The organism is Ruegeria sp. YTSC106 (assembly GCF_059609765.1).
Window position 1 is genome coordinate 41025 of the sequence record NZ_JBXWMI010000007.1, and the last position, 17447, is coordinate 58471.

18 protein-coding genes are annotated in these 17447 nt (G+C 58.2%); 14 read left to right on the forward strand and 4 right to left on the reverse strand.

Annotated elements, in window-relative coordinates; all coding sequences use genetic code 11:
• Window positions 1-11: 11 nt before the first annotated feature.
• The 4 genes from AC2FEB_RS11195 (at window position 12) to uvrC (ending at window position 4897) form a co-directional block, all read left to right on the forward strand.
• The gene (locus tag AC2FEB_RS11195; RefSeq protein ID WP_117870553.1) at window positions 12-809 is read left to right on the forward strand and encodes a S49 family peptidase; all 798 of its coding nucleotides are present in this window, start codon (window positions 12-14) and stop codon (window positions 807-809) included.
• A 171-nt stretch (window positions 810-980) separates the two neighbouring features.
• The gene (locus AC2FEB_RS11200) at window positions 981-1943 is read left to right on the forward strand and encodes a calcium/sodium antiporter (protein WP_117872883.1); all 963 of its coding nucleotides are present in this window, start codon (window positions 981-983) and stop codon (window positions 1941-1943) included.
• A gap of 21 nt (window positions 1944-1964) precedes the next feature.
• Complete coding sequence (locus AC2FEB_RS11205; RefSeq protein WP_117870551.1) at window positions 1965-2744, forward strand: SDR family oxidoreductase; 780 nt, start codon at window positions 1965-1967, stop codon at window positions 2742-2744.
• A gap of 290 nt (window positions 2745-3034) precedes the next feature.
• Complete coding sequence (gene uvrC / locus AC2FEB_RS11210; RefSeq protein ID WP_496884066.1) at window positions 3035-4897, forward strand: excinuclease ABC subunit UvrC; 1863 nt, start codon at window positions 3035-3037, stop codon at window positions 4895-4897.
• On the opposite strand, the gene AC2FEB_RS11215 is transcribed toward uvrC, so the two are convergent.
• The gene (locus tag AC2FEB_RS11215) at window positions 4894-5778 is read right to left on the reverse strand and encodes a DMT family transporter (protein ID WP_496672435.1); all 885 of its coding nucleotides are present in this window, start codon (window positions 5776-5778) and stop codon (window positions 4894-4896) included. The genes uvrC and AC2FEB_RS11215 overlap by 4 nt on opposite strands.
• 173 nt (window positions 5779-5951) lie before the next feature.
• On the opposite strand from AC2FEB_RS11215, the gene pgsA reads away from it, so the two are divergent.
• The 4 genes from pgsA (at window position 5952) to AC2FEB_RS11235 (ending at window position 7743) form a co-directional block, all read left to right on the forward strand.
• Window positions 5952-6620: a CDP-diacylglycerol--glycerol-3-phosphate 3-phosphatidyltransferase gene (pgsA, locus tag AC2FEB_RS11220; protein WP_117872882.1), complete on the forward strand. Its 669-nt coding sequence runs from the start codon at window positions 5952-5954 to the stop codon at window positions 6618-6620.
• 3 nt (window positions 6621-6623) lie between these two features.
• The gene (moaD, locus tag AC2FEB_RS11225) at window positions 6624-6869 is read left to right on the forward strand and encodes a molybdopterin converting factor subunit 1 (RefSeq protein WP_117870542.1); all 246 of its coding nucleotides are present in this window, start codon (window positions 6624-6626) and stop codon (window positions 6867-6869) included.
• A 3-nt stretch (window positions 6870-6872) separates the two neighbouring features.
• Window positions 6873-7316 (forward strand): molybdenum cofactor biosynthesis protein MoaE, encoded by a 444-nt coding sequence (locus AC2FEB_RS11230; protein ID WP_117870539.1) that lies wholly within the window; start codon window positions 6873-6875, stop codon window positions 7314-7316.
• Window positions 7317-7521: 205 nt separating this feature from the next.
• The gene (locus AC2FEB_RS11235) at window positions 7522-7743 is read left to right on the forward strand and encodes a hypothetical protein (RefSeq protein WP_162896831.1); all 222 of its coding nucleotides are present in this window, start codon (window positions 7522-7524) and stop codon (window positions 7741-7743) included.
• 21 nt (window positions 7744-7764) lie between these two features.
• Here AC2FEB_RS11235 and AC2FEB_RS11240 read toward each other — a convergent pair whose 3' ends face one another.
• The 3 genes from AC2FEB_RS11240 to ubiA all read right to left on the reverse strand — a co-directional run bounded on the left by AC2FEB_RS11240 (window position 7765) and on the right by ubiA (window position 11033).
• Window positions 7765-8085 (reverse strand): hypothetical protein, encoded by a 321-nt coding sequence (locus tag AC2FEB_RS11240; RefSeq protein WP_117870533.1) that lies wholly within the window; start codon window positions 8083-8085, stop codon window positions 7765-7767.
• Between the two features lies 1 nt (window position 8086).
• A complete protein-coding gene (locus AC2FEB_RS11245) occupies window positions 8087-10006 on the reverse strand; it encodes an OmpA family protein (RefSeq protein ID WP_117870530.1) in 1920 nt (639 codons plus the stop codon).
• 64 nt (window positions 10007-10070) lie between these two features.
• Window positions 10071-11033: a 4-hydroxybenzoate octaprenyltransferase gene (gene ubiA, locus AC2FEB_RS11250; RefSeq protein ID WP_117870527.1), complete on the reverse strand. Its 963-nt coding sequence runs from the start codon at window positions 11031-11033 to the stop codon at window positions 10071-10073.
• A 12-nt stretch (window positions 11034-11045) separates the two neighbouring features.
• Between ubiA and AC2FEB_RS11255 the strand changes: the two genes are divergently transcribed.
• From AC2FEB_RS11255 to AC2FEB_RS11280, 6 genes are all read left to right on the forward strand, one after another.
• The gene (locus AC2FEB_RS11255) at window positions 11046-11771 is read left to right on the forward strand and encodes a 16S rRNA (uracil(1498)-N(3))-methyltransferase (protein ID WP_117870524.1); all 726 of its coding nucleotides are present in this window, start codon (window positions 11046-11048) and stop codon (window positions 11769-11771) included.
• Window positions 11772-11899: 128 nt separating this feature from the next.
• Window positions 11900-12616: a GNAT family N-acetyltransferase gene (locus tag AC2FEB_RS11260; protein ID WP_254683727.1), complete on the forward strand. Its 717-nt coding sequence runs from the start codon at window positions 11900-11902 to the stop codon at window positions 12614-12616.
• Window positions 12616-13143 (forward strand): hypothetical protein, encoded by a 528-nt coding sequence (locus AC2FEB_RS11265; protein ID WP_117870518.1) that lies wholly within the window; start codon window positions 12616-12618, stop codon window positions 13141-13143. The genes AC2FEB_RS11260 and AC2FEB_RS11265 overlap by 1 nt, the downstream gene beginning before the upstream one ends.
• A gap of 64 nt (window positions 13144-13207) precedes the next feature.
• Window positions 13208-14578 carry a glutamate--cysteine ligase gene (locus tag AC2FEB_RS11270; protein ID WP_117870515.1) on the forward strand — a complete coding sequence of 457 codons (1371 nt, stop codon included), beginning with the start codon at window positions 13208-13210 and terminating at the stop codon, window positions 14576-14578.
• A 70-nt stretch (window positions 14579-14648) separates the two neighbouring features.
• The gene (gene pheS, locus AC2FEB_RS11275; RefSeq protein WP_117870512.1) at window positions 14649-15722 is read left to right on the forward strand and encodes a phenylalanine--tRNA ligase subunit alpha; all 1074 of its coding nucleotides are present in this window, start codon (window positions 14649-14651) and stop codon (window positions 15720-15722) included.
• A gap of 905 nt (window positions 15723-16627) precedes the next feature.
• Entirely contained in the window at window positions 16628-17422 is a 795-nt protein-coding gene (locus tag AC2FEB_RS11280) for a CE1 family esterase (RefSeq protein WP_299899284.1), read from the forward strand.
• Window positions 17423-17447 lie beyond the last annotated feature (25 nt).

A 17447-nucleotide genomic window follows, 5' to 3' on the forward strand; every position in this document is an offset into this window, starting at 1 on the left:
CATCGGCACCCATGAAACTCAGCCTACCGTTTGTCAAAAAGCACCCCTGTGTGGCCGTTGTTCGCCTGTCCGGCGCCATTGGTATGGCCGGTCGCGGTTCCCTCAACGACACCTCTCTGGCCCCGGTTCTTGAGAAGGCGTTTCGCAAAGGAAAGCCTGTAGCTGTCGCGCTCGAGATCAACTCTCCGGGCGGGTCGCCTGTGCAAAGCTCTTTGATTGGCGCACGTATCCGGCGATTGTCGGAAGAGCTGGACGTGCCCGTGATCGGGTTTGTTGAAGACGTTGCGGCGTCAGGCGGCTATTGGCTGGCGGCTGCTGCGGATGAAATCTGGGCCGACGACAGTTCGGTTCTCGGGTCGATCGGAGTTATTTCGGCCGGGTTCGGCGCGCATGTCTTTTTGGCGCGGCAGGGATTTGAACGGCGTGTCCATACAGCTGGCAAGTCGAAATCGATGCTGGATCCCTTCTCGCCGGAAAAGAAAGAGGATGTGGCGCGCCTGCAAGGGCTGTTGGGCGACATCCACGAAAACTTCACAGCGCATGTCAAAGCCCGCCGAGGCAACAAGCTGGATCAAACCGCCGATCTGTTTACGGGTGAAATCTGGCTGGCGCGTCATGCGCAGGAGCTGGGTTTGATCGACGGCATCGCCCATCTGAAACCCAAGATGCAGGAACGCTTTGGCGACAAGGTCAAGTTCCGCCGGTATGGCGTGCGCAAACCGATCTGGTCGCGTTTCGGGGCCAGCCTGGCACAGGATGCCATTGCCGGATTAGAGGAGCGGGCGGCCTACGCGCGTTTCGGTTTGTGAAGTGATCATCAAGGTTGTCACACTTTTTCTGATTGGCATGGGCGTCTTGGCGATGTTTGGCAAACTGCGCTTTCCGGGGCAAAAGAAACTGAGCTCGGCCAAGTGTCCACGCTGCGGGCGGTTTCGCATAGGTAAAGGCCCCTGTGCCTGCGAAAAAGGGGGCCGGACTTGATCACCACATGGCTGCTGTCTGGTCTTGGCCTGTTGATCCTGCTGCTGGCAGGCGATGCCTTGGTGCGTGGTGCTGTGAATCTGAGCCTGCGTCTCGGCGTCCCGGCGCTGATCGTCAGCCTGACGATTGTAGCCTTTGGTACGTCGGCACCCGAGTTGCTTATTGCGATCAGCGCGTTGAAAGAGAACGCGCCCGGTATCGCGCTGGGCAACGTTGTCGGATCGAACACGGCCAACATCCTGTTGGTTCTTGGCCTGCCCGCATTGCTGGCAACGATTCACACCAGTGAATGCAACAGCCGCAGGAACTATGTGTTCATGCTGATGGCGACGGTTCTGTTCATCGGGCTGGCTTTTTGCGGCACGTTCACCGTCTTCAGTGGCCTGATCCTGCTGGCGGCTTTGGGTCTGGTTCTTACGAATGCCTTTCGTGAGGCAAAGGCACATCGCAAGGCCTGTGGTGAGGCATGCGCGGAGGATGACGAACTGGAAGGTCTGGAAGAAGCTGACCCGGACATGCCCTACTGGAAGGTATCGATTTACCTGATCCTGGGCCTGGTGGGACTTCCGATGGGTGCCCATTTGCTGGTGGACAACGCGACCACGATTGCGAAAACTTATGGAGTCAGCGAAACGGTCATCGGCCTGACCCTTATCGCGGTAGGAACCTCTTTGCCCGAACTTGCGACGACGCTTATGGCCGCACTGCGCAGACAAGCCGATGTCGCGCTGGGTAACGTGATCGGTTCGAACATGTTCAACCTTCTGGCCATCATCGGGATCGCAACCTGGTTTGGTCGCATACCAGTTACCCCAGAGTTCTTGCGGTTCGACTTGTGGGTCATGCTGGGCGCATCGCTGCTTCTGGTTCCGTTTGTGTTCCTCAAACAGGACATCTCGCGCGTCTGGGGGTTGGTGTTGACTTTTCTTTATGTGCTTTATGTCACCGTATTGCTGGTGTGATCTGACAAAACGAGGTGAAGCATGACCCGAGCTTTAGTGACCGGTGCCGGTATTCGTCTGGGCCGGGCCATGGCGCTGTATCTGGCGGGTCGTGGTTTTGATGTGGCCGTGCACTACGCCTCGTCCGAAGGCCCGGCGCAGGAGACAGCGGCAGAGGTGCAGGCGCTTGGCCGTCAATCCGTGGCCCTGCAGACCGATCTGCTGGACGAGGCTCAGGTTCAGGCGCTGTTGCCCAAAGCGGCAGAGGCGCTGGGCGGGCCGATCACCTGTCTGGTGAACAACGCGTCGATCTTTGAATATGACAACATCCGCACGGCAACCCGGCAAAGCTGGGATCGACATCTCGACAGCAACCTGCGTGCGCCCTTTGTTCTGACGCAGGCAATGGCGGATCAGGGGCTGAGCGTTGGCGCAGATGAAAATGGCGAACCGCTCGCAACCGGCCTTATCGTCAACATGGTGGACATGCGAGTGCGTAAATTGACGCCCGAGTTCATGTCATACACCATCGCGAAAATGGGTCTGTGGACGCTGACCCGAACGGCGGCGCAGGCATTGTCTCCGACGATCCGCGTCAACGCGATCGGGCCGGGTCCAACGATGCAGGGTCACCGCCAAAGCGAAGAACATTTTCAGGCACAGCGTTCCAATACCGTGTTGGAGCGGGGGTCCAACCTGTCTGACATAACTGCCGCGCTTGGGTATTTTCTGGATGCACACGCGGTTACCGGGCAGCTTTTATGTGTGGATGGTGGTCAGCATCTGGGTTGGAAAACTCCGGATGTTTTGGGCGTAGAATAAGCAATTTTGCTGCAAGTTTTGCACCGCTCTCAATTGTGTTACATGCGCGTTACAAAATTGTCTTTTTTTTCATACACTTGCTAAGTATGTAAAAAAATATCATTTAAAAACAAGTATTTAAATTGTTGCCTAATTTTTGTGCAAGTAAGGGAAGAGGCAAGGAAACAAGGGGATTTTCGATTTTCCGAAAACTTATCTTCACACTTATCCACAGAAACCGTGGATTTGTTTACTCTTGATCTGAGTGGCGTGAGATTGCAGCCATTGTCAGAGAATCATATCTCAGGGTCATGACTATCGACAGCGAATCGTCCCTTTCCGGCTATGCCTGCATTCAGCGCCATGTAAAAACGCTGGACAGTTCTCCGGGTGTTTACCGCATGCTCGATGCCGACAGCCGGGTTCTGTACGTCGGAAAAGCTCGAAACCTCAAGGCACGGGTGTCGAATTACACACGTCCGGGTCATTCGGGTCGGATCGAAAAGATGATCGCCGCGACGGCTTCGATGATGTTTTTGACCACGCGAACCGAGACCGAGGCATTGCTGCTGGAGCAGAACCTGATCAAGCAGCTCAAGCCGAAATACAATGTATTGTTGCGGGATGACAAAAGCTTTCCGAACATACTGGTCGCCAAGGATCATGACTTTCCGCAGATCAAGAAACACCGCGGGGCGAAGAAGGAAAAAGGAGCCTATTTCGGTCCCTTTGCCAGCGCAGGTGCGGTGAACCGGACATTGAATCAATTGCAAAAAGCGTTCCTGCTGCGCAACTGCTCGGATTCGATGTTCGACAGCCGAACACGGCCTTGCCTGCTGTATCAGATCAAGCGTTGCTCCGGGCCGTGTGTTGGCCTGATCTCGGAGGAGGATTACCGTGAAAGCGTGAAGGATGCTGAACGCTTCCTGTCGGGTCGCTCGACCAAGGTACAGGAGGAGCTGGCCGAGCAGATGATGGCTGCGTCCGAGGCGATGGAGTTCGAACGCGCCGCCGGTCTGCGTGACCGTATCCGGGCGCTGACGCAGGTGCAGACCTCTCAGGGTATCAACCCGCGCGGTGTTGCTGAGGCGGACGTGATCGGCCTTTACATGGACAGCGGTCAGGCCTGTGTGCAGGTGTTTTTCATCCGTGCGAACCAGAACTGGGGCAACAAGGATTTCTATCCGCGCGTCGGGCCGGATGTTTCATCTGCCGAAGTGATGGAGGCCTTTCTGGGTCAGTTCTACGACAACAAGGAACCGCCGCGACAGTTGATCCTGTCGGACGGAATCGAAAACGTTGATCTGATGCAGCAGGCGTTGGCTGAAAAAGCCGGGCGCAAGGTCGAAATCCTTGTGCCGCGACGTGGCGAAAAACATGAACTGGTTGCCGGCGCTTTGCGCAACGCACGCGAGGCTCTGGCCCGCCGCATGTCGGAAAGCGCCACGCAGGCAAAGCTGTTGCGCGGGCTGGCCGAGGCGTTCGAACTGGACGGTCCGCCGGGTCGGATTGAGGTCTACGACAACTCTCACATTCAAGGCACCAACGCGGTTGGCGGCATGATCGTAGCGGGCCCAGAGGGGTTCATGAAAAACGCCTACCGCAAGTTCAACATTCGCGGAGATGACCTCACACCGGGTGACGACTTTGGCATGATGAAAGAGGTACTGAACCGTCGTTTCACCAGATTGCAAAAGGAAGACCCGGATCGCGACAAAGGGCTGTGGCCTGACCTGCTGCTGATTGATGGCGGTGCCGGGCAGGTAAGCGCCGTGCATGAGATCATGGTCGAACATGGGGTCGAAGACATTCCCATGGTCGGCGTCGCCAAAGGGGTCGACCGCGATCACGGCAAGGAAGAGTTTCACCGGATCGGCCAGCGCCCATTTGCGCTGAAACGAAACGATCCGGTACTGTATTTCATTCAACGCTTAAGGGATGAGGCGCACCGGTTTGCCATCGGCACCCATCGCGCAAAGCGGGCAAAGGCCGTAGGTGCGACACCGCTGGACGAGATCCCCGGTGTCGGGGCGGCACGCAAACGTGCTCTGCTGGCTCATTTCGGCAGCGCCAAAGCCGTCAGCCGGGCCAATCTGGCCGATCTGAAAGCGGTCGAAGGGATCTCGGCCGGTTTGGCGCAGAAGGTTTACGACTTCTTTCACGACAAGGTCTAGGCACGCCGACCCCGCCACAGGATATAGAGGCCCGAGACAACGATCAGCGCGCTGCCGATCCACATGGTAGGGTCCAGGCTTTCACCGAACACTGCCACACCCAACCCGATGCCGAACAATAGTCGGGTGTACCGGAACGGGGTCACGGCAGACACTTCGCCCGTGCGCATGGCCTTCATCAGCGACGCATAAGCCATTACCCCCATCAGCACCGCCCCGGTTAGGTGCAGGCTTGTGTGCACGCTGAGTGAGACCATCGGCGCGCCCTCCCAAAACCGATAGGCCACGCCGGCCACGATGATGCTGAGGAAGCCGTAAAACCCTAGGACTTCGGTTCCAAGCGTGGCAGGTGCTGCGCGGCTGGCCAGATCACGTCCGGCAAATCCCAGCATTCCCAGCACTGCCAGTATCGACAGCAGCGAAAAACTGTCTCCGGTGGGTTGCAGGATGACGACGACGCCGATCATGCCGACAAAGATAGCGCTCCAACGCCGCCAACCGACTGTCTCGCCAAAGAACAACGCGGCGCCTGCAACAACGACCAGAGGCGTGGCTTGCAGAATCACCGTAGCCGAGGACAAAGGGCTCAGAGCAATGGCCAGAACGTAAAACAATCGACCAAAGACCTCGAAAAGTACTCGAATTTTCATCGGGCGGGACAGAACGTCAGGGTGCAGCAACCGATGCCCGCGCGCCAAAGCCACCGCAGCAAATATCACGGACCCACCCACACCAAAAAGAACCAGAACCTGCCATATCGGGAGTGCGGCTGAGGCGGCTTTCAGCAACGCATCCTCCAGCGCAAAGCCCGCCATCGCGGTGATCATCCAGAGGCTGCCGATCATGTTTGATCGGGCGTCGGTTTGAATATGCGCTGTCATCTGGTACTTTCTGGTTCGGCTTGCGCGGCAATCTGACCGCAAAGCCGGGAAAGGCCAAGAGGTTCTGTTCTGAGACGCCAGGCCTGCGGCGCTTTGACCAAGCGTTTGTGAGTGATGAAGTTTTTTGCCTGATTGGCTTTTCTGTTCCGGACCAGCAATATAGGGTCCAAGCCATGAAGTGGAATTTACCCAATCTCCTGACTGTGCTGCGCCTGCTGGCCGCGCCCGGACTGGCTGTTATGTTTTTGTATTTCACCCGTCCCTATGCGGACTGGTTTGCACTGATCCTGTTTCTGTCAGCGGCGATTACCGATTGGTTCGATGGGTATCTGGCCCGCGCATGGAAGCAGGAGACCAAAATCGGAGCGATGCTGGATCCGATCGCCGACAAGGCCATGGTGGTGATCGCGCTTATGATCCTTGTGGGCTATTCGACCGAGCACTGGACGCCGTGGCTTGTTCTTCCTGCAACCGTGATCCTGTTTCGTGAAGTTTTTGTGTCGGGCCTGCGGGAATACTTGGGCGATGTGGCCGGCACGCTCAAAGTCACCAAACTGGCCAAATGGAAGACCACGGCCCAGATGGTCGCCATCGCAGTTCTGTTTTCGCAGGGTATCTTTGAGCACTATGCCGTGATGGCGAGTTTTGGTATGGATGCCGAGCTGGTCGAGCAAATCATTGCGGGTCAGGTCGAAGACGTGAACCACCTGCGCTTGAATGTCGATGGCATGTACTGGGCTGGTCAGGTTGGGCTGTGGCTGTTGTGGATCGCCGCAACGCTAACATTGATCACCGGCTATGATTATCTACGTAAAGCCATGCCTCATCTGAAGGAGAGCTAACCGATGGATGTTCTTTATTTCGCATGGGTGCGCGAACGCATCGGCTTGCCAAAAGAAAAGGTCGAAACGCAAGCGGCCACAGTTAGCGACCTGGTGGCTGAACTGAGCGCTCGGGAAGACCGCTACGCCGCGGCGTTTGCCGATTTGTCCGCCCTTCGCGTCGCGTTGGATCAAGAGCTGTCGGAATTCGATGCTTCGCTGGCAGGAGTTCGGGAAGTTGCGTTTTTCCCACCGATGACGGGCGGTTGAACGATGCGGATCGCGGTTCAGGAAGAGGCATTTGATCTGGGGGCAGAGGCCAATGCTTTTGCCGCCGGGGATGATTCCAACGGGGCCATCGTTACTTTCACCGGCGTTGTGCGCGACCTTGCAAGCGGTGATCTGGATGTGATGGAGATCGAGCATTATCCGGGTATGACCGAGCGCGCCCTGACCAAGATCGCCCAAGAGGCCAAGGATCGTTGGTCGTTGGGCGATGTGCTGGTGATTCATCGTCATGGACGTCTGGCACCGGGCGACAAGATCATGATGGTGGCCACGGCGGCACCGCACCGCAAGGATGCGTTTGAAGCGGCGGAGTATCTGATGGATTATCTGAAATCGCGTGCGCCGTTCTGGAAGAAAGAAATCACCCGTTCCGGCGCGGAATGGGTCGCGGCCAAAGAACAGGACGAAGACGCGTTGACCCGCTGGTAGTGCGGCGCGACCGCCGTGGTGGCTTGTTGACCCGAGCGGGTTCAATTCTCATCCAGACACTGGTTCGCGAATCTGCACCAAATCCGTGAAAAATGGATCGGTAGGATTGCGGCTTGCACTACGGATTGAGTTGCTAAGGCCTTGCGAAACAGACAATTCATTCGGACAAAGCCCGGCCCCGATCAGCGGTGCGTATGCCCGGCAGATGATCGATAAACTCTGGATCGTCCACTATGCCGTGTCGCTTGGTCGCCATTGCAGTCTGGTTTTCCGGATGGGAACCGAAGCTTTGATGCAAACGTCCTTCCGTCTGGAAGGGGCGCAATTGGCGCGTTGTAGGAATTGCGCAGGGGATGGCGTGTTCTGGCCGTCGGTTGGCCTGGAAGACCCCGAAGACCCGTTCGCAGATTTGGCACAGGTCTTGTGAGACGACCGGAAAGACGGTCGTTCAGTCGGCGTTGTTGATCCGCCCGCGCATTTCCTCGGCCTCTTGCCGCGCGGCGCGCAGGCCGTCCATGGCTGCGGCCAGTTCTGCCTCTGTCTGGGTCAGCTGATTGGTCAACTCGGCTTCGCGTTGCTGAAGGTAGGTTATGGCCTGATCGCGGGTTTCTTCCGCTTCGTGCAGTTCCTGGCTCATGCGATCCAGATCAGCAACGTCGCTTTGGCGGACGCGGGACAGGCGGTGGGCCAGCCAGTTGGCAAACCAGCCCATGCAGAAGGCCGCAAACAGAATGACGGCAGTGGCGATGATGAATTCGGTTCTGTTCAACTTACTGGTCCTCTGCATCCGCATCTGGTGCGGTCGTGTCGGTCTGATCCGCCTCGGGCGGGTTAGTCTCGGCCTCGAGCGCTTCGAGACCTGTTTCGGAGGCTTCGACTGGTTCGGGGCGGATCAGCCGGAACTCGATCCGCCGGTTTTCCTCGCGGCCTTCTTCGGTGTCGTTATCCGCAATGGGCTGTGTTTCACCGTATCCCACGGCAGTGTAGCTGCTGGTGGGAATGCGCCGCCCGCGCAGCTCGTTCAGAATGGATTGAGCCCGTGCCTGGCTGAGCTGCTGGTTCATCTCTTCGCGGCCCTGGCTGTCGGTATGGCCTTGTATTTCCATACGGATCGGTCCGCAGTCGCGCAGGATATCCGCGATCTGGTTCACGGCATCGCGCGAGTCGGACGCAATCGTTGCCGATCCGGGTTCGAAAGCAATTTTGCTGACAGTCTGAACTTCGGCGATCTGCGCTTCGCAGACTTCAGGATCGGGCAGAGCATCTTCGGGTTCTGGCGGTGGCTGATAAGTGATCGTCAGGGTGAATTCCTGCCCCTCTCCCAGCTTGTCCGACAGCTGACCCGCAATACGGGCCTTGGCATCTTCTTCATGGCTGAGGCCAGTCAGTTCGACTGTGTCCGGCGTCACGGTCAAGGCGCCGTTGTGAAGTTGTGCCAACGCCTCAAGGCCAGCGAGAACACGCACCGGCCAATCTGCCGGAAGCCCCGGCACGATGCGGGTTGCTGTATAGACCTGGTCCGAGCCAAAAGCCGCGCGGGCATAGCTGTCGACCATATCCCGCAAGGTTTCATCCCCCAGGCGCCCTCGCAGTTGCACCAGCCCTTCGGGACTGCGGGTCGCCGAGAACTCTATGGGTCCGGCCTGTTCGCTGGTTTCGGGTTCCGGCATAACAGCGTGCAGGGCAAAGACCTGAGGCAACGCTGTTTCAAGTTCGCCCACAATTCGGTCGAACATGGCTGGATCGGTGCCTTGCGCCGCAACCAATGTAATGTCGGCATCCGACATTGTGACCGAGCCTTTGCCGATTCTGGCAAGCGCCTGAATGCTCTTCTCGGCTGCTTCGGGCCAACGCGGTGAGGGCTCACCCAGACCGATGGTACAGGAATATGGCCCTGACAGTCCGGCTTCGCGCGCGGCGGTCACGATCCGGTCGCGGGCTTTTTCATCCTGTGCCGAGCAGGCATCAAATTGCCCACCTTCTTCGTTGATCAGATAACGCAGCGTAAAAGGTGTGATGACGGGCCGGGGGGCCGAAATCGCCAGCCCGATCCGCAGGCTGGGCGGTGCGGCGCGAGTCAGATCTTGTTCGAGACGTTGTTTTTCCTGTTGGCTGTCCGCAATGGCGGTGATTTTGACCAAATCCGCACTTGCGGAAATTTTGGCGCGAGGCAGGCTGGCCAAAGCCTCGATGGCATAGGATATCGCTGCATCCCAACCGTCGGGCTTGGGGTAATCTGCCGTTTCCATCAGGTCCGAGACCGCGATGTTGCGGTCGAGATTGCTCAGCCGTCTGATCAGGTCATCCCTGTCTTCACTGGCGGGGATCAAACCGATGATCGAGATACCGTGATCATTGCGCAGAATTTCTGCTGAAAAGCGTGGTGACGCCAGGGCAGAAGTCGCTTCAACCTCCATTTCATCGATCACGCGGGACGCATCGACCTCGGTTCCGGCTGCTGTCAGCGCGTTAAAGCGGGTCGCCTCATCCGGTGCAGTTCCGGTCAGGACCACGCGCAAGCCATGGGATTCAACCTCGGCCCAGTCATGGCCTTTGAGATCAAGCGACCGGCGCACAGCGAATTCCGAAGTCTCTTCGATCTTTGTAACGGCATAGCTGGCTGCCAAAAGCGACAGCCCGGCTGACACAAGAAAGATCAGGGAAACAACGATAAAATACGGCAGACGCATATTTGGGCTCGACACTCCTCAGGCGGTTGGGCCGATCTTTACAGGCCCCGTTCAGCAGGTGCAATCAGAGCAACAGGGCAACGCAGAGGAAGATCAGCGGAATCAAGCCAGTGTCGCGGTTGACCCTGAACAATTGCAACAGCCTGGCATTGTCTTCGATGTCCAGCGCGCGGAGTTGCCACATCATGTGCCAGCCCATTGCCCAAGGCCCACAGAGCGCAACGCCCAATGCCAGCATCGAGGCATCCGGCACCCCTGCATCGACGATGGCCAGTCCCATCAGCGACACCGTCGCCACCAAAAAGTACTTCAGCCACCTCGCTGTATCGGCTCCGAACAGCCGGGCGGTTGACTTGATGCCGATCAGTTCGTCATCCTCGGCATCCTGATGCGCATAGATGGTGTCGTAGAACAGGGTCCACGCGATTCCAGACAGGTAAAGAGTCACTGCAGGCCATCCCACGGAACCGCTATGCGCCGCCCAGGCCAGAAGGGCGCCCCAGTTGAAAGCCAACCCCAGGAACACCTGAGGCCACCAGGTAAACCGTTTGGCAAACGGATAGATCGTCACTGGCAACAGGGACAGTACGCCCATGGCAATGGCCGCCTGATTGAAACTGAGGAGGATGCCCAACGCCAGAATGCACTGCAGGACCATCCACGCCGCGGCCTGCCGAACACTGACCTGACCCGAAGGGATCGGGCGCGAGCGTGTGCGTTCGACCTGCCCGTCGAAATCCCGGTCCGTAATGTCATTCCAGGTGCAACCTGCGCCCCGCATCAGAAAGGCTCCGAATGCGCATCCTATGGCGATCCACAGATCTTCCCAACGCGGCCGACCGTCGTGCAGGATGGCCAGCGCCAGCCCCCACCAGCACGGAATCAGCAACAGCCATGTCCCGATAGGCCGGTCCGCGCGGCTGAGGCGCAGGTAGGGGCGGGCAAAGGCCGGGGCACGGGTGTCAACCCAGTTGCCGGTGACGGCATCAGCGACTTGACCATCTGGTGTTGGGGCATTGCCTTGCATATGTAAGGTCTCATGAGTGCGAAGATCAGACTGTATGTAGAGCAGCCCTTGGGTCAGGGGCAATCGGTTCCTTTGACGCGCGACCAGGCGCATTACCTCTTTGGTGTCATGCGCCTTGCGGTCAAAGGGCAGATCGCCCTGTTCAACGGGCAGGACGGAGAGTGGTTGGCCGAAGTCTCGGAGGCGGGAAAACGCGGAGGAACGCTGACCTGCCTTGAGCAGACGAAACCGTTGCAGTTGCCGCCCGATCTTTGGTTCCTGTTTGCACCGATAAAAAAGGCCCGCACTGATTTCATCGTGGAAAAAGCCGCGGAAATGGGCGCGGCGCGTATCATGCCGGTGCAGACCGAGTTCACAAATTCCGAACGTATCCGGCAAGACCGCTTGCAGGCCCATGCCGTCGAGGCGGCCGAGCAATGCGGCGGAACCTTCGTGCCCGAGGTCGCCGATTTGCAGCGGTTGGATCGGCTGTTGGATGCATGGCCCGAAGATCGGCAACTGATGTTCTGCAACGAAGCTGAGGTTGGATCGGCCTTGCGATTGGCCGCCAATGAAAAAGGTTACCCGTGGGCGATTCTTATCGGCCCGGAAGGCGGGTTTTCTGACAAGGAACGCGCGCGTTTGACAGGGTTGCCATTCGCGCATGTCGTCAGTCTTGGTCCGCGTATCCTGCGGGCCGACACGGCGGCAGTCGCTGCACTGACCATGTGGCAGCAGGCGCTGGGGGATTGGGCGTAATGTGGCGCGCAGCGCTACAGAATGATGTTCCAGAAGTTCAGCGGTTTTTGCGCCTCCACCTCCAAAGCTCGATGTTTCCTTTGGGCAATTTGGAAGATTTCGGTCTGGGTGGTTCCCATCCTCGGGGCATGTCGTTTTGGTTGCTGGGTAACCCGCTGCGCGGTGTCTTGGGTATCACCAATGAAGGAATAGTCTTTCCGCAATGCCCCAACGTGAAGCGTGCAGAGCTTTTTGCCGCCTGGGATTTGATCCAAAACCGAGCTGTCTCGGGAATCATCGGTGAAACGGCGCAGGTTAGAGACTTCGTCAAAATCGCAGGTTGGCGAGACAGGCTGACGGGTCTCAATGACGATGAACCGGCATTCTCACTTAACCTGAACAACCTTGTTGTTCCTCAAATGGAAGATGTGCGCCTTGTTCCGTTGGCCGGAGTGGATCGCAATCAAGTGATTGCCTGGCGGAAGCAATACCTTCAGGAAACGCCGGGTTTGCTTCACAAGGAACTGGACAAGCAGGCCAGAGAAGACCTGAAACGTTATCTGGAGCGCGACAGTCACAGAGCCCTTATCTACAAAGGACAACCGGTTGCGATGACAGGCTTCAATTCGGCGCTTTCGGATGTCGTTAAGGTAGGTGGTGTATTTACCCCTCGCGAGCTGCGCGGGCGAAGTTATGCGCGCACCGCTGTCGCTTTGCATTTGAAAGAGGCGCGCGAGGCAGGTGTGAACCGAGCCGTCTTATTTGCCGCTTCAAATGCGGCCGCTCGTGCTTACATAGCGATTGGATTCATGCCGGCCGGTTCGGTCTCACTGATTCTGTTCAACGATCAAACGGATTCCGCGTAATGAGCTTTTTTCGACCAGAGGCAAAACTGGCACTTTGGCGCTGGCGTGAAGTTTTGGTCTCGGTTTTTGTCCTGATCCTTGGCGTCAGTTGGGTCAGCGGGCCGGGTGGGTTGCTGGCCTGGGTCGGTTGGTTCCTGATCGTCGTGTCCGCGGCTTTGGCCGTGATCGGCATACAGCGCGCACGGTTCAGAACCGGCGCAGGCGGGCAGGGCGTCGTTACGGTTGATGAAGGGCAAATCACTTATCTCGGCCCTCTGGATGGCGGCATTGTTGCGACACGAGAAATGGAACGGCTTGCACTTGATCCAACCTCCAGTCCGGCGCATTGGGTTCTGGATCAGCCTGGGCAACCGACGCTTCACATTCCTGTGAACGCTGAAGGAGCCGAAGCTCTGTTCGACGTTTTCTCAAGCCTGCCGGGCTTGAAAACCGAACAAATGCTGTCTGAACTCAACGGCAGATCGCCGCATAAGGTCGTTATCTGGGAGCGTACGTCCTCGCGCCCTCCACACCTTCGGCTGCATTGACACTGGCGCAGTTTGCCCCCACGACTGGCCAAAAGACAGACACATCAGGATCGGAGCACGGTTCATGTCCATCCCTCAGTCCGGCGGCGGTCCGATCGAACGCCACGAGCAATTGGCCGAATATCTGGAGTCGGGCTGCAAGCCCAAGGCAGACTGGCGCATCGGCACCGAGCATGAGAAATTCGGCTACTGCAAGGACACGCTGAAACCGTTGCCCTACGAGGGCACCCGTTCGATTGTGGCCGTGCTGGAAGGTCTGCGGGATCGCCATGGCTGGGCTGAAGTCCGCGAAGCAGGTCATCTGATTGGTCTGGAAAAGGACGGCGCCAATGTCAGCCTGGAGCCGGGCGGCGCGCTTGAGCTGTCGGGTGCTCCGCTTGAGACCATCCACGAAACCTGCGATGAGGTGAACACCCACCTGCGTGAGGTGAAGGACATCGCAGATGAGATCGGCGTGGGTTTCATCGGTCTCGGCGCGGCTCCGACCTGGACCCATGACGAAATGCCGTTGATGCCCAAGGGGCGCTATCGGCTGATGAACGATTACATGGAAAAGGTCGGCACCATGGGCCGCGCCATGATGCGCCGAACCTGCACCGTTCAGGTCAATATCGACTTCGGGTCCGAGGCCGACATGGTGCAGAAACTGCGCGTCGCGTTGGCCTTGCAGCCGGTGGCAACGGCGTTGTTTGCGAACTCGCCCTTTTTTGAGGGCAAGGTAAATGGCCAGAAAAGCTGGCGCAGTTACATCTGGCGGCATCTGGACGATGCCCGCACAGGAATGCTGCCCTTTGTTTTCGAAGACGGCTTCGGGTTCGAGCGTTACGTGCAATACGCGCTCGATGTGCCGATGTATTTTGTGTATCGCGACGGCCAGTACATCAATGCGCTGGGCATGTCCTTCCGTGACTTCCTGAAAGGTGAACTGCCCGCCCTGCCGGGTGAAACGCCCACGCTCAGCGATTGGGCCGACCACCTGACCACCGCCTTCCCCGAAGCTCGGATCAAGAAGTTCATGGAAATGCGCGGGGCCGATGGTGGACCATGGCGTCGTCTGTGTGCCTTGCCTGCCTTCTGGGTCGGTCTGACTTACGACCAAACGGCATTGGACGCGGCTTGGGATCTGGTCAAAGGCTGGGACACCGAGACCCGCGAGGCGCTGCGTGTCGCGGCCGCCAAAGATGGCCTGCAAGCGAAAGTCGGCAACATCAACATGCACGATCTGGCGCGTGAGGTGGTGGCGATCTCTGAGGCCGGCCTGAAAGCCCGCGCCTATCCCGGGGCCGGTGGACTGGTGCCGGACGAGACCCATTTCCTCAACGCGCTCAAGGACAGCATCCAAAGCGGGAAAGTGCCTGCGGATGAGTTGCTGGAACACTACAACGGCGACTGGAACGGTGATCTGACCCGGATTTTCCCTGAATACAGCTATTGATCCGACCGGTCCCGCTTGCATTCGCGGGGCTGGCCCGATAGCAGGTTGGCGACCAAATTCAGAGGGCGTCATGGACGATCTTAAGGCAAAATATCTGGGCCAAATCGCCGAGGCAGGCGACGAGAACGCGCTTGAGGCGATCCGCGTCGCCGCCGTGGGTAAAAAGGGCGAAGTTGCGCTGAAAATGCGCGAGCTGGGTAAGATGACGCCCGAGGAACGCCAGGTCGCAGGCCCGGCGCTGAACGCCCTGAAGGACGAGATCAACTCGGCCCTGTCCGCCAAAAAGGCCGGGCTGGCCGATGCCGCGCTGGATGAACGCCTGCGCACCGAGTGGCTGGACGTCACCCTGCCGACCCGGCCACGTGGCCAAGGCTCGATCCACCCGGTCAGCCAGGCGACCGAGGAACTGACCGCGATCTTTGCCGAACTGGGCTTTTCAGTGGCCGAAGGGCCGCGGATCGAAACCGACTGGCACAATTTCGACGCCCTGAATATCCCCGGCCACCACCCCGCACGGGCCGAGATGGACACGTTCTATATGCACCGCGCCGAAGGCGACGAGCGACCGCCGCATGTGCTGCGCACCCATACTTCGCCCGTCCAGATCCGATCAATGGAGCTGCAGGGCGCACCGATCCGCATCATCTGTCCGGGCGGCGTCTACCGCGCCGATTATGACCAGACCCACACGCCGATGTTCCATCAGGTCGAGGGGCTGGCTATCGACAAGGACATCTCGATGGCGAACCTGAAATGGGTTCTGGAAGAGTTCGTGAAGGCGTTTTTCGAGGTCGACGACGTCGAACTGCGCTTCCGCGCCTCGCACTTCCCCTTCACCGAGCCGTCGGCCGAGGTCGATATCCGCTGTTCGTGGGATAACGGTCAACTGAAGATCGGTGAGGGTGACGACTGGATGGAGATTTTGGGCTCGGGCATGGTCCACCCCAAGGTGATCGCCGCCGGTGGGATTGATCCTGAGGTCTATCAGGGCTTTGCCTTTGGCATCGGCATCGACCGTCTGGCGATGCTGAAATACGGCATTCCGGATTTGCGGGCCTTCTTTGACAGTGATCTGCGCTGGCTGCGGCACTACGGGTTTGCGGCGCTGGATATGCCGAACCTGCATGGTGGTTTGTCGCGATAGGGAAACCGTTGGACGACAGGCTGACATCATATCATGATTGGTGGTAACTCAAAGTTTCCGGACGTCCTCTACTTTGGTTATTGTGCCTGATTACTGCCTTGTTCGCACCGCCGGTGTTGGCATCACTTGTTTTCGATTTTGGGTCGGCGGTTGTTCTAACCACTTTCCTAGTGTCGGCACTGTTGTTTTTGCCGGGAATGCTCATTGCCGGATTGGCGTTTGTGCAGATCGGGGCATTTCAGATGCGTGATAAAATCCAAAGAGAAAAGACACAGGATCTGATCAACAAGCGAAATGGCAGTTTTTGGACATGGTGGTAGGTAGTGTATCCGTTGGGTGTATATCTGTCGCGCTATATTGACTGGTGGCGTCGCCGTGTGGTGAATGCCCCATTCCTTTGGTTGATTGGCATCTTGTTTGTTACAATATCTATTCAGCTTCTAACGGTAATGCTGTACGAGCCCGCTGCGGTTTGGATATGGCTTCTGTTATTGCTAGCGGTAGTTCCTGGTTTATGGGCGGCGATGAACGTTCTTTCAGAGAGGTCAGACCGAGTGAAAGAGATCGAAGATCGGCAGGCAATGGTCAAAAAACTAATTAATAGATACGCAAAAAGTAGATCGAAATGATCTCAGCCGAAACAGCGCGGAGCAAAGGCCGATAGGCCGCGCTATCTCCAGACCGCCCGCACGGGCTGGCGATTTGTCTCCGCCAGCGCTTCGTATGAGTGTTTCTCGGACGTGGCTGCCATAAACTGCCCACCTTAACCCGAAGATCGCCATCCCGCGGTCTGGCGATAACGCGGCTTGCGACTTGCCCCAAAGGTCTGGCGATGGCGCGGCTTGTTACATGTTCCCACGGGGTTGTGACGTGACATGGGCCTCAGGCTGGGTAGGGTCAGCCGAATGACATATCGACTGCTCTGCCTGTTTCTGCTGATCGCCACCCAAGCTGCCGCCGTGGATACCTGCCATGGCGATATTGCGTGTAAGATTGGTGACCGTTCCTATCATGTGTTGGAGCCTGACGGCTGGGACGGCGAAAGCCCCTTGCCTGTTTTGCTGCATTTCCACGGCTGGGCGCGGCAGGGCGATGTGGTGGTGAACCATGAGCGCATCGCGGGGGCCACAAAACTGCGCGGCGTGTTGTTGGTGGCCCCGAACGGTTTGGGCAAAAGCTGGAATTTCTGGAACGCGGATACTGAAGACGTCGATTTTGCCGACCGTGTCTTGCAGGACGTTGCCAGTCGTTATCCGATTGACCCGGATCGCATCTATGTCTCGGGCTATTCCTTTGGCGGCGCGATGGCATGGCGTTATGCCTGCCAATCGGGTGACGATACCGCCGCGCTGCTGGCTATTGCTGGGTCAATCCAGCAGACCGAGCATTGTCCGCAGGCCCCGGCGCAGGTGCGCCACGTGCATGGGCTGGACGATACGGTGATGGGTTTTCCCTTTGGACCGGGCGACGATACCACCTATCCGGTGGCGCTTTGGAAAGCGAAGTTTGACTGCAACGGCGCAACCCCGCGCGGGGACTGGAGCGTGAGACCGTTCCTGACGCTCAGCCGCGTGGAATGGACCGATTGTGCGCAGGGGCAGGTGGTGCTGGACACCCATCCGGGCGGGCATTTCATCCCGCATGGCTGGATCGGGCGGCAATTGGACGAGCTTTTGGGCCGCACCCCCACCTATCCGTGACCCGCAGCGCTTGCACCTTGGCGCA

What these genes read in the sequence shown, in the direction of transcription:
- AC2FEB_RS11195 (WP_117870553.1), top strand. Translation starts at nt 12, where the DNA reads ATGAAACTCAGCCTACCGTTTGTCAAAAAGCACCCCTGTGTGGCCGTT.
- AC2FEB_RS11205 (WP_117870551.1), top strand. Translation starts at nt 1,965, where the DNA reads ATGACCCGAGCTTTAGTGACCGGTGCCGGTATTCGTCTGGGCCGGGCC.
- uvrC (WP_496884066.1), top strand. Translation starts at nt 3,035, where the DNA reads ATGACTATCGACAGCGAATCGTCCCTTTCCGGCTATGCCTGCATTCAG.
- AC2FEB_RS11215 (WP_496672435.1), bottom strand. Translation starts at nt 5,778, where the DNA reads ATGACAGCGCATATTCAAACCGACGCCCGATCAAACATGATCGGCAGC.
- pgsA (WP_117872882.1), top strand. Translation starts at nt 5,952, where the DNA reads ATGAAGTGGAATTTACCCAATCTCCTGACTGTGCTGCGCCTGCTGGCC.
- moaD (WP_117870542.1), top strand. Translation starts at nt 6,624, where the DNA reads ATGGATGTTCTTTATTTCGCATGGGTGCGCGAACGCATCGGCTTGCCA.
- AC2FEB_RS11230 (WP_117870539.1), top strand. Translation starts at nt 6,873, where the DNA reads ATGCGGATCGCGGTTCAGGAAGAGGCATTTGATCTGGGGGCAGAGGCC.
- AC2FEB_RS11235 (WP_162896831.1), top strand. Translation starts at nt 7,522, where the DNA reads ATGATCGATAAACTCTGGATCGTCCACTATGCCGTGTCGCTTGGTCGC.
- AC2FEB_RS11245 (WP_117870530.1), bottom strand. Translation starts at nt 10,006, where the DNA reads ATGCGTCTGCCGTATTTTATCGTTGTTTCCCTGATCTTTCTTGTGTCA.
- ubiA (WP_117870527.1), bottom strand. Translation starts at nt 11,033, where the DNA reads ATGCAAGGCAATGCCCCAACACCAGATGGTCAAGTCGCTGATGCCGTC.
- AC2FEB_RS11255 (WP_117870524.1), top strand. Translation starts at nt 11,046, where the DNA reads ATGAGTGCGAAGATCAGACTGTATGTAGAGCAGCCCTTGGGTCAGGGG.
- AC2FEB_RS11260 (WP_254683727.1), top strand. Translation starts at nt 11,900, where the DNA reads ATGTCGTTTTGGTTGCTGGGTAACCCGCTGCGCGGTGTCTTGGGTATC.
- AC2FEB_RS11265 (WP_117870518.1), top strand. Translation starts at nt 12,616, where the DNA reads ATGAGCTTTTTTCGACCAGAGGCAAAACTGGCACTTTGGCGCTGGCGT.
- AC2FEB_RS11270 (WP_117870515.1), top strand. Translation starts at nt 13,208, where the DNA reads ATGTCCATCCCTCAGTCCGGCGGCGGTCCGATCGAACGCCACGAGCAA.
- pheS (WP_117870512.1), top strand. Translation starts at nt 14,649, where the DNA reads ATGGACGATCTTAAGGCAAAATATCTGGGCCAAATCGCCGAGGCAGGC.
- AC2FEB_RS11280 (WP_299899284.1), top strand. Translation starts at nt 16,628, where the DNA reads ATGACATATCGACTGCTCTGCCTGTTTCTGCTGATCGCCACCCAAGCT.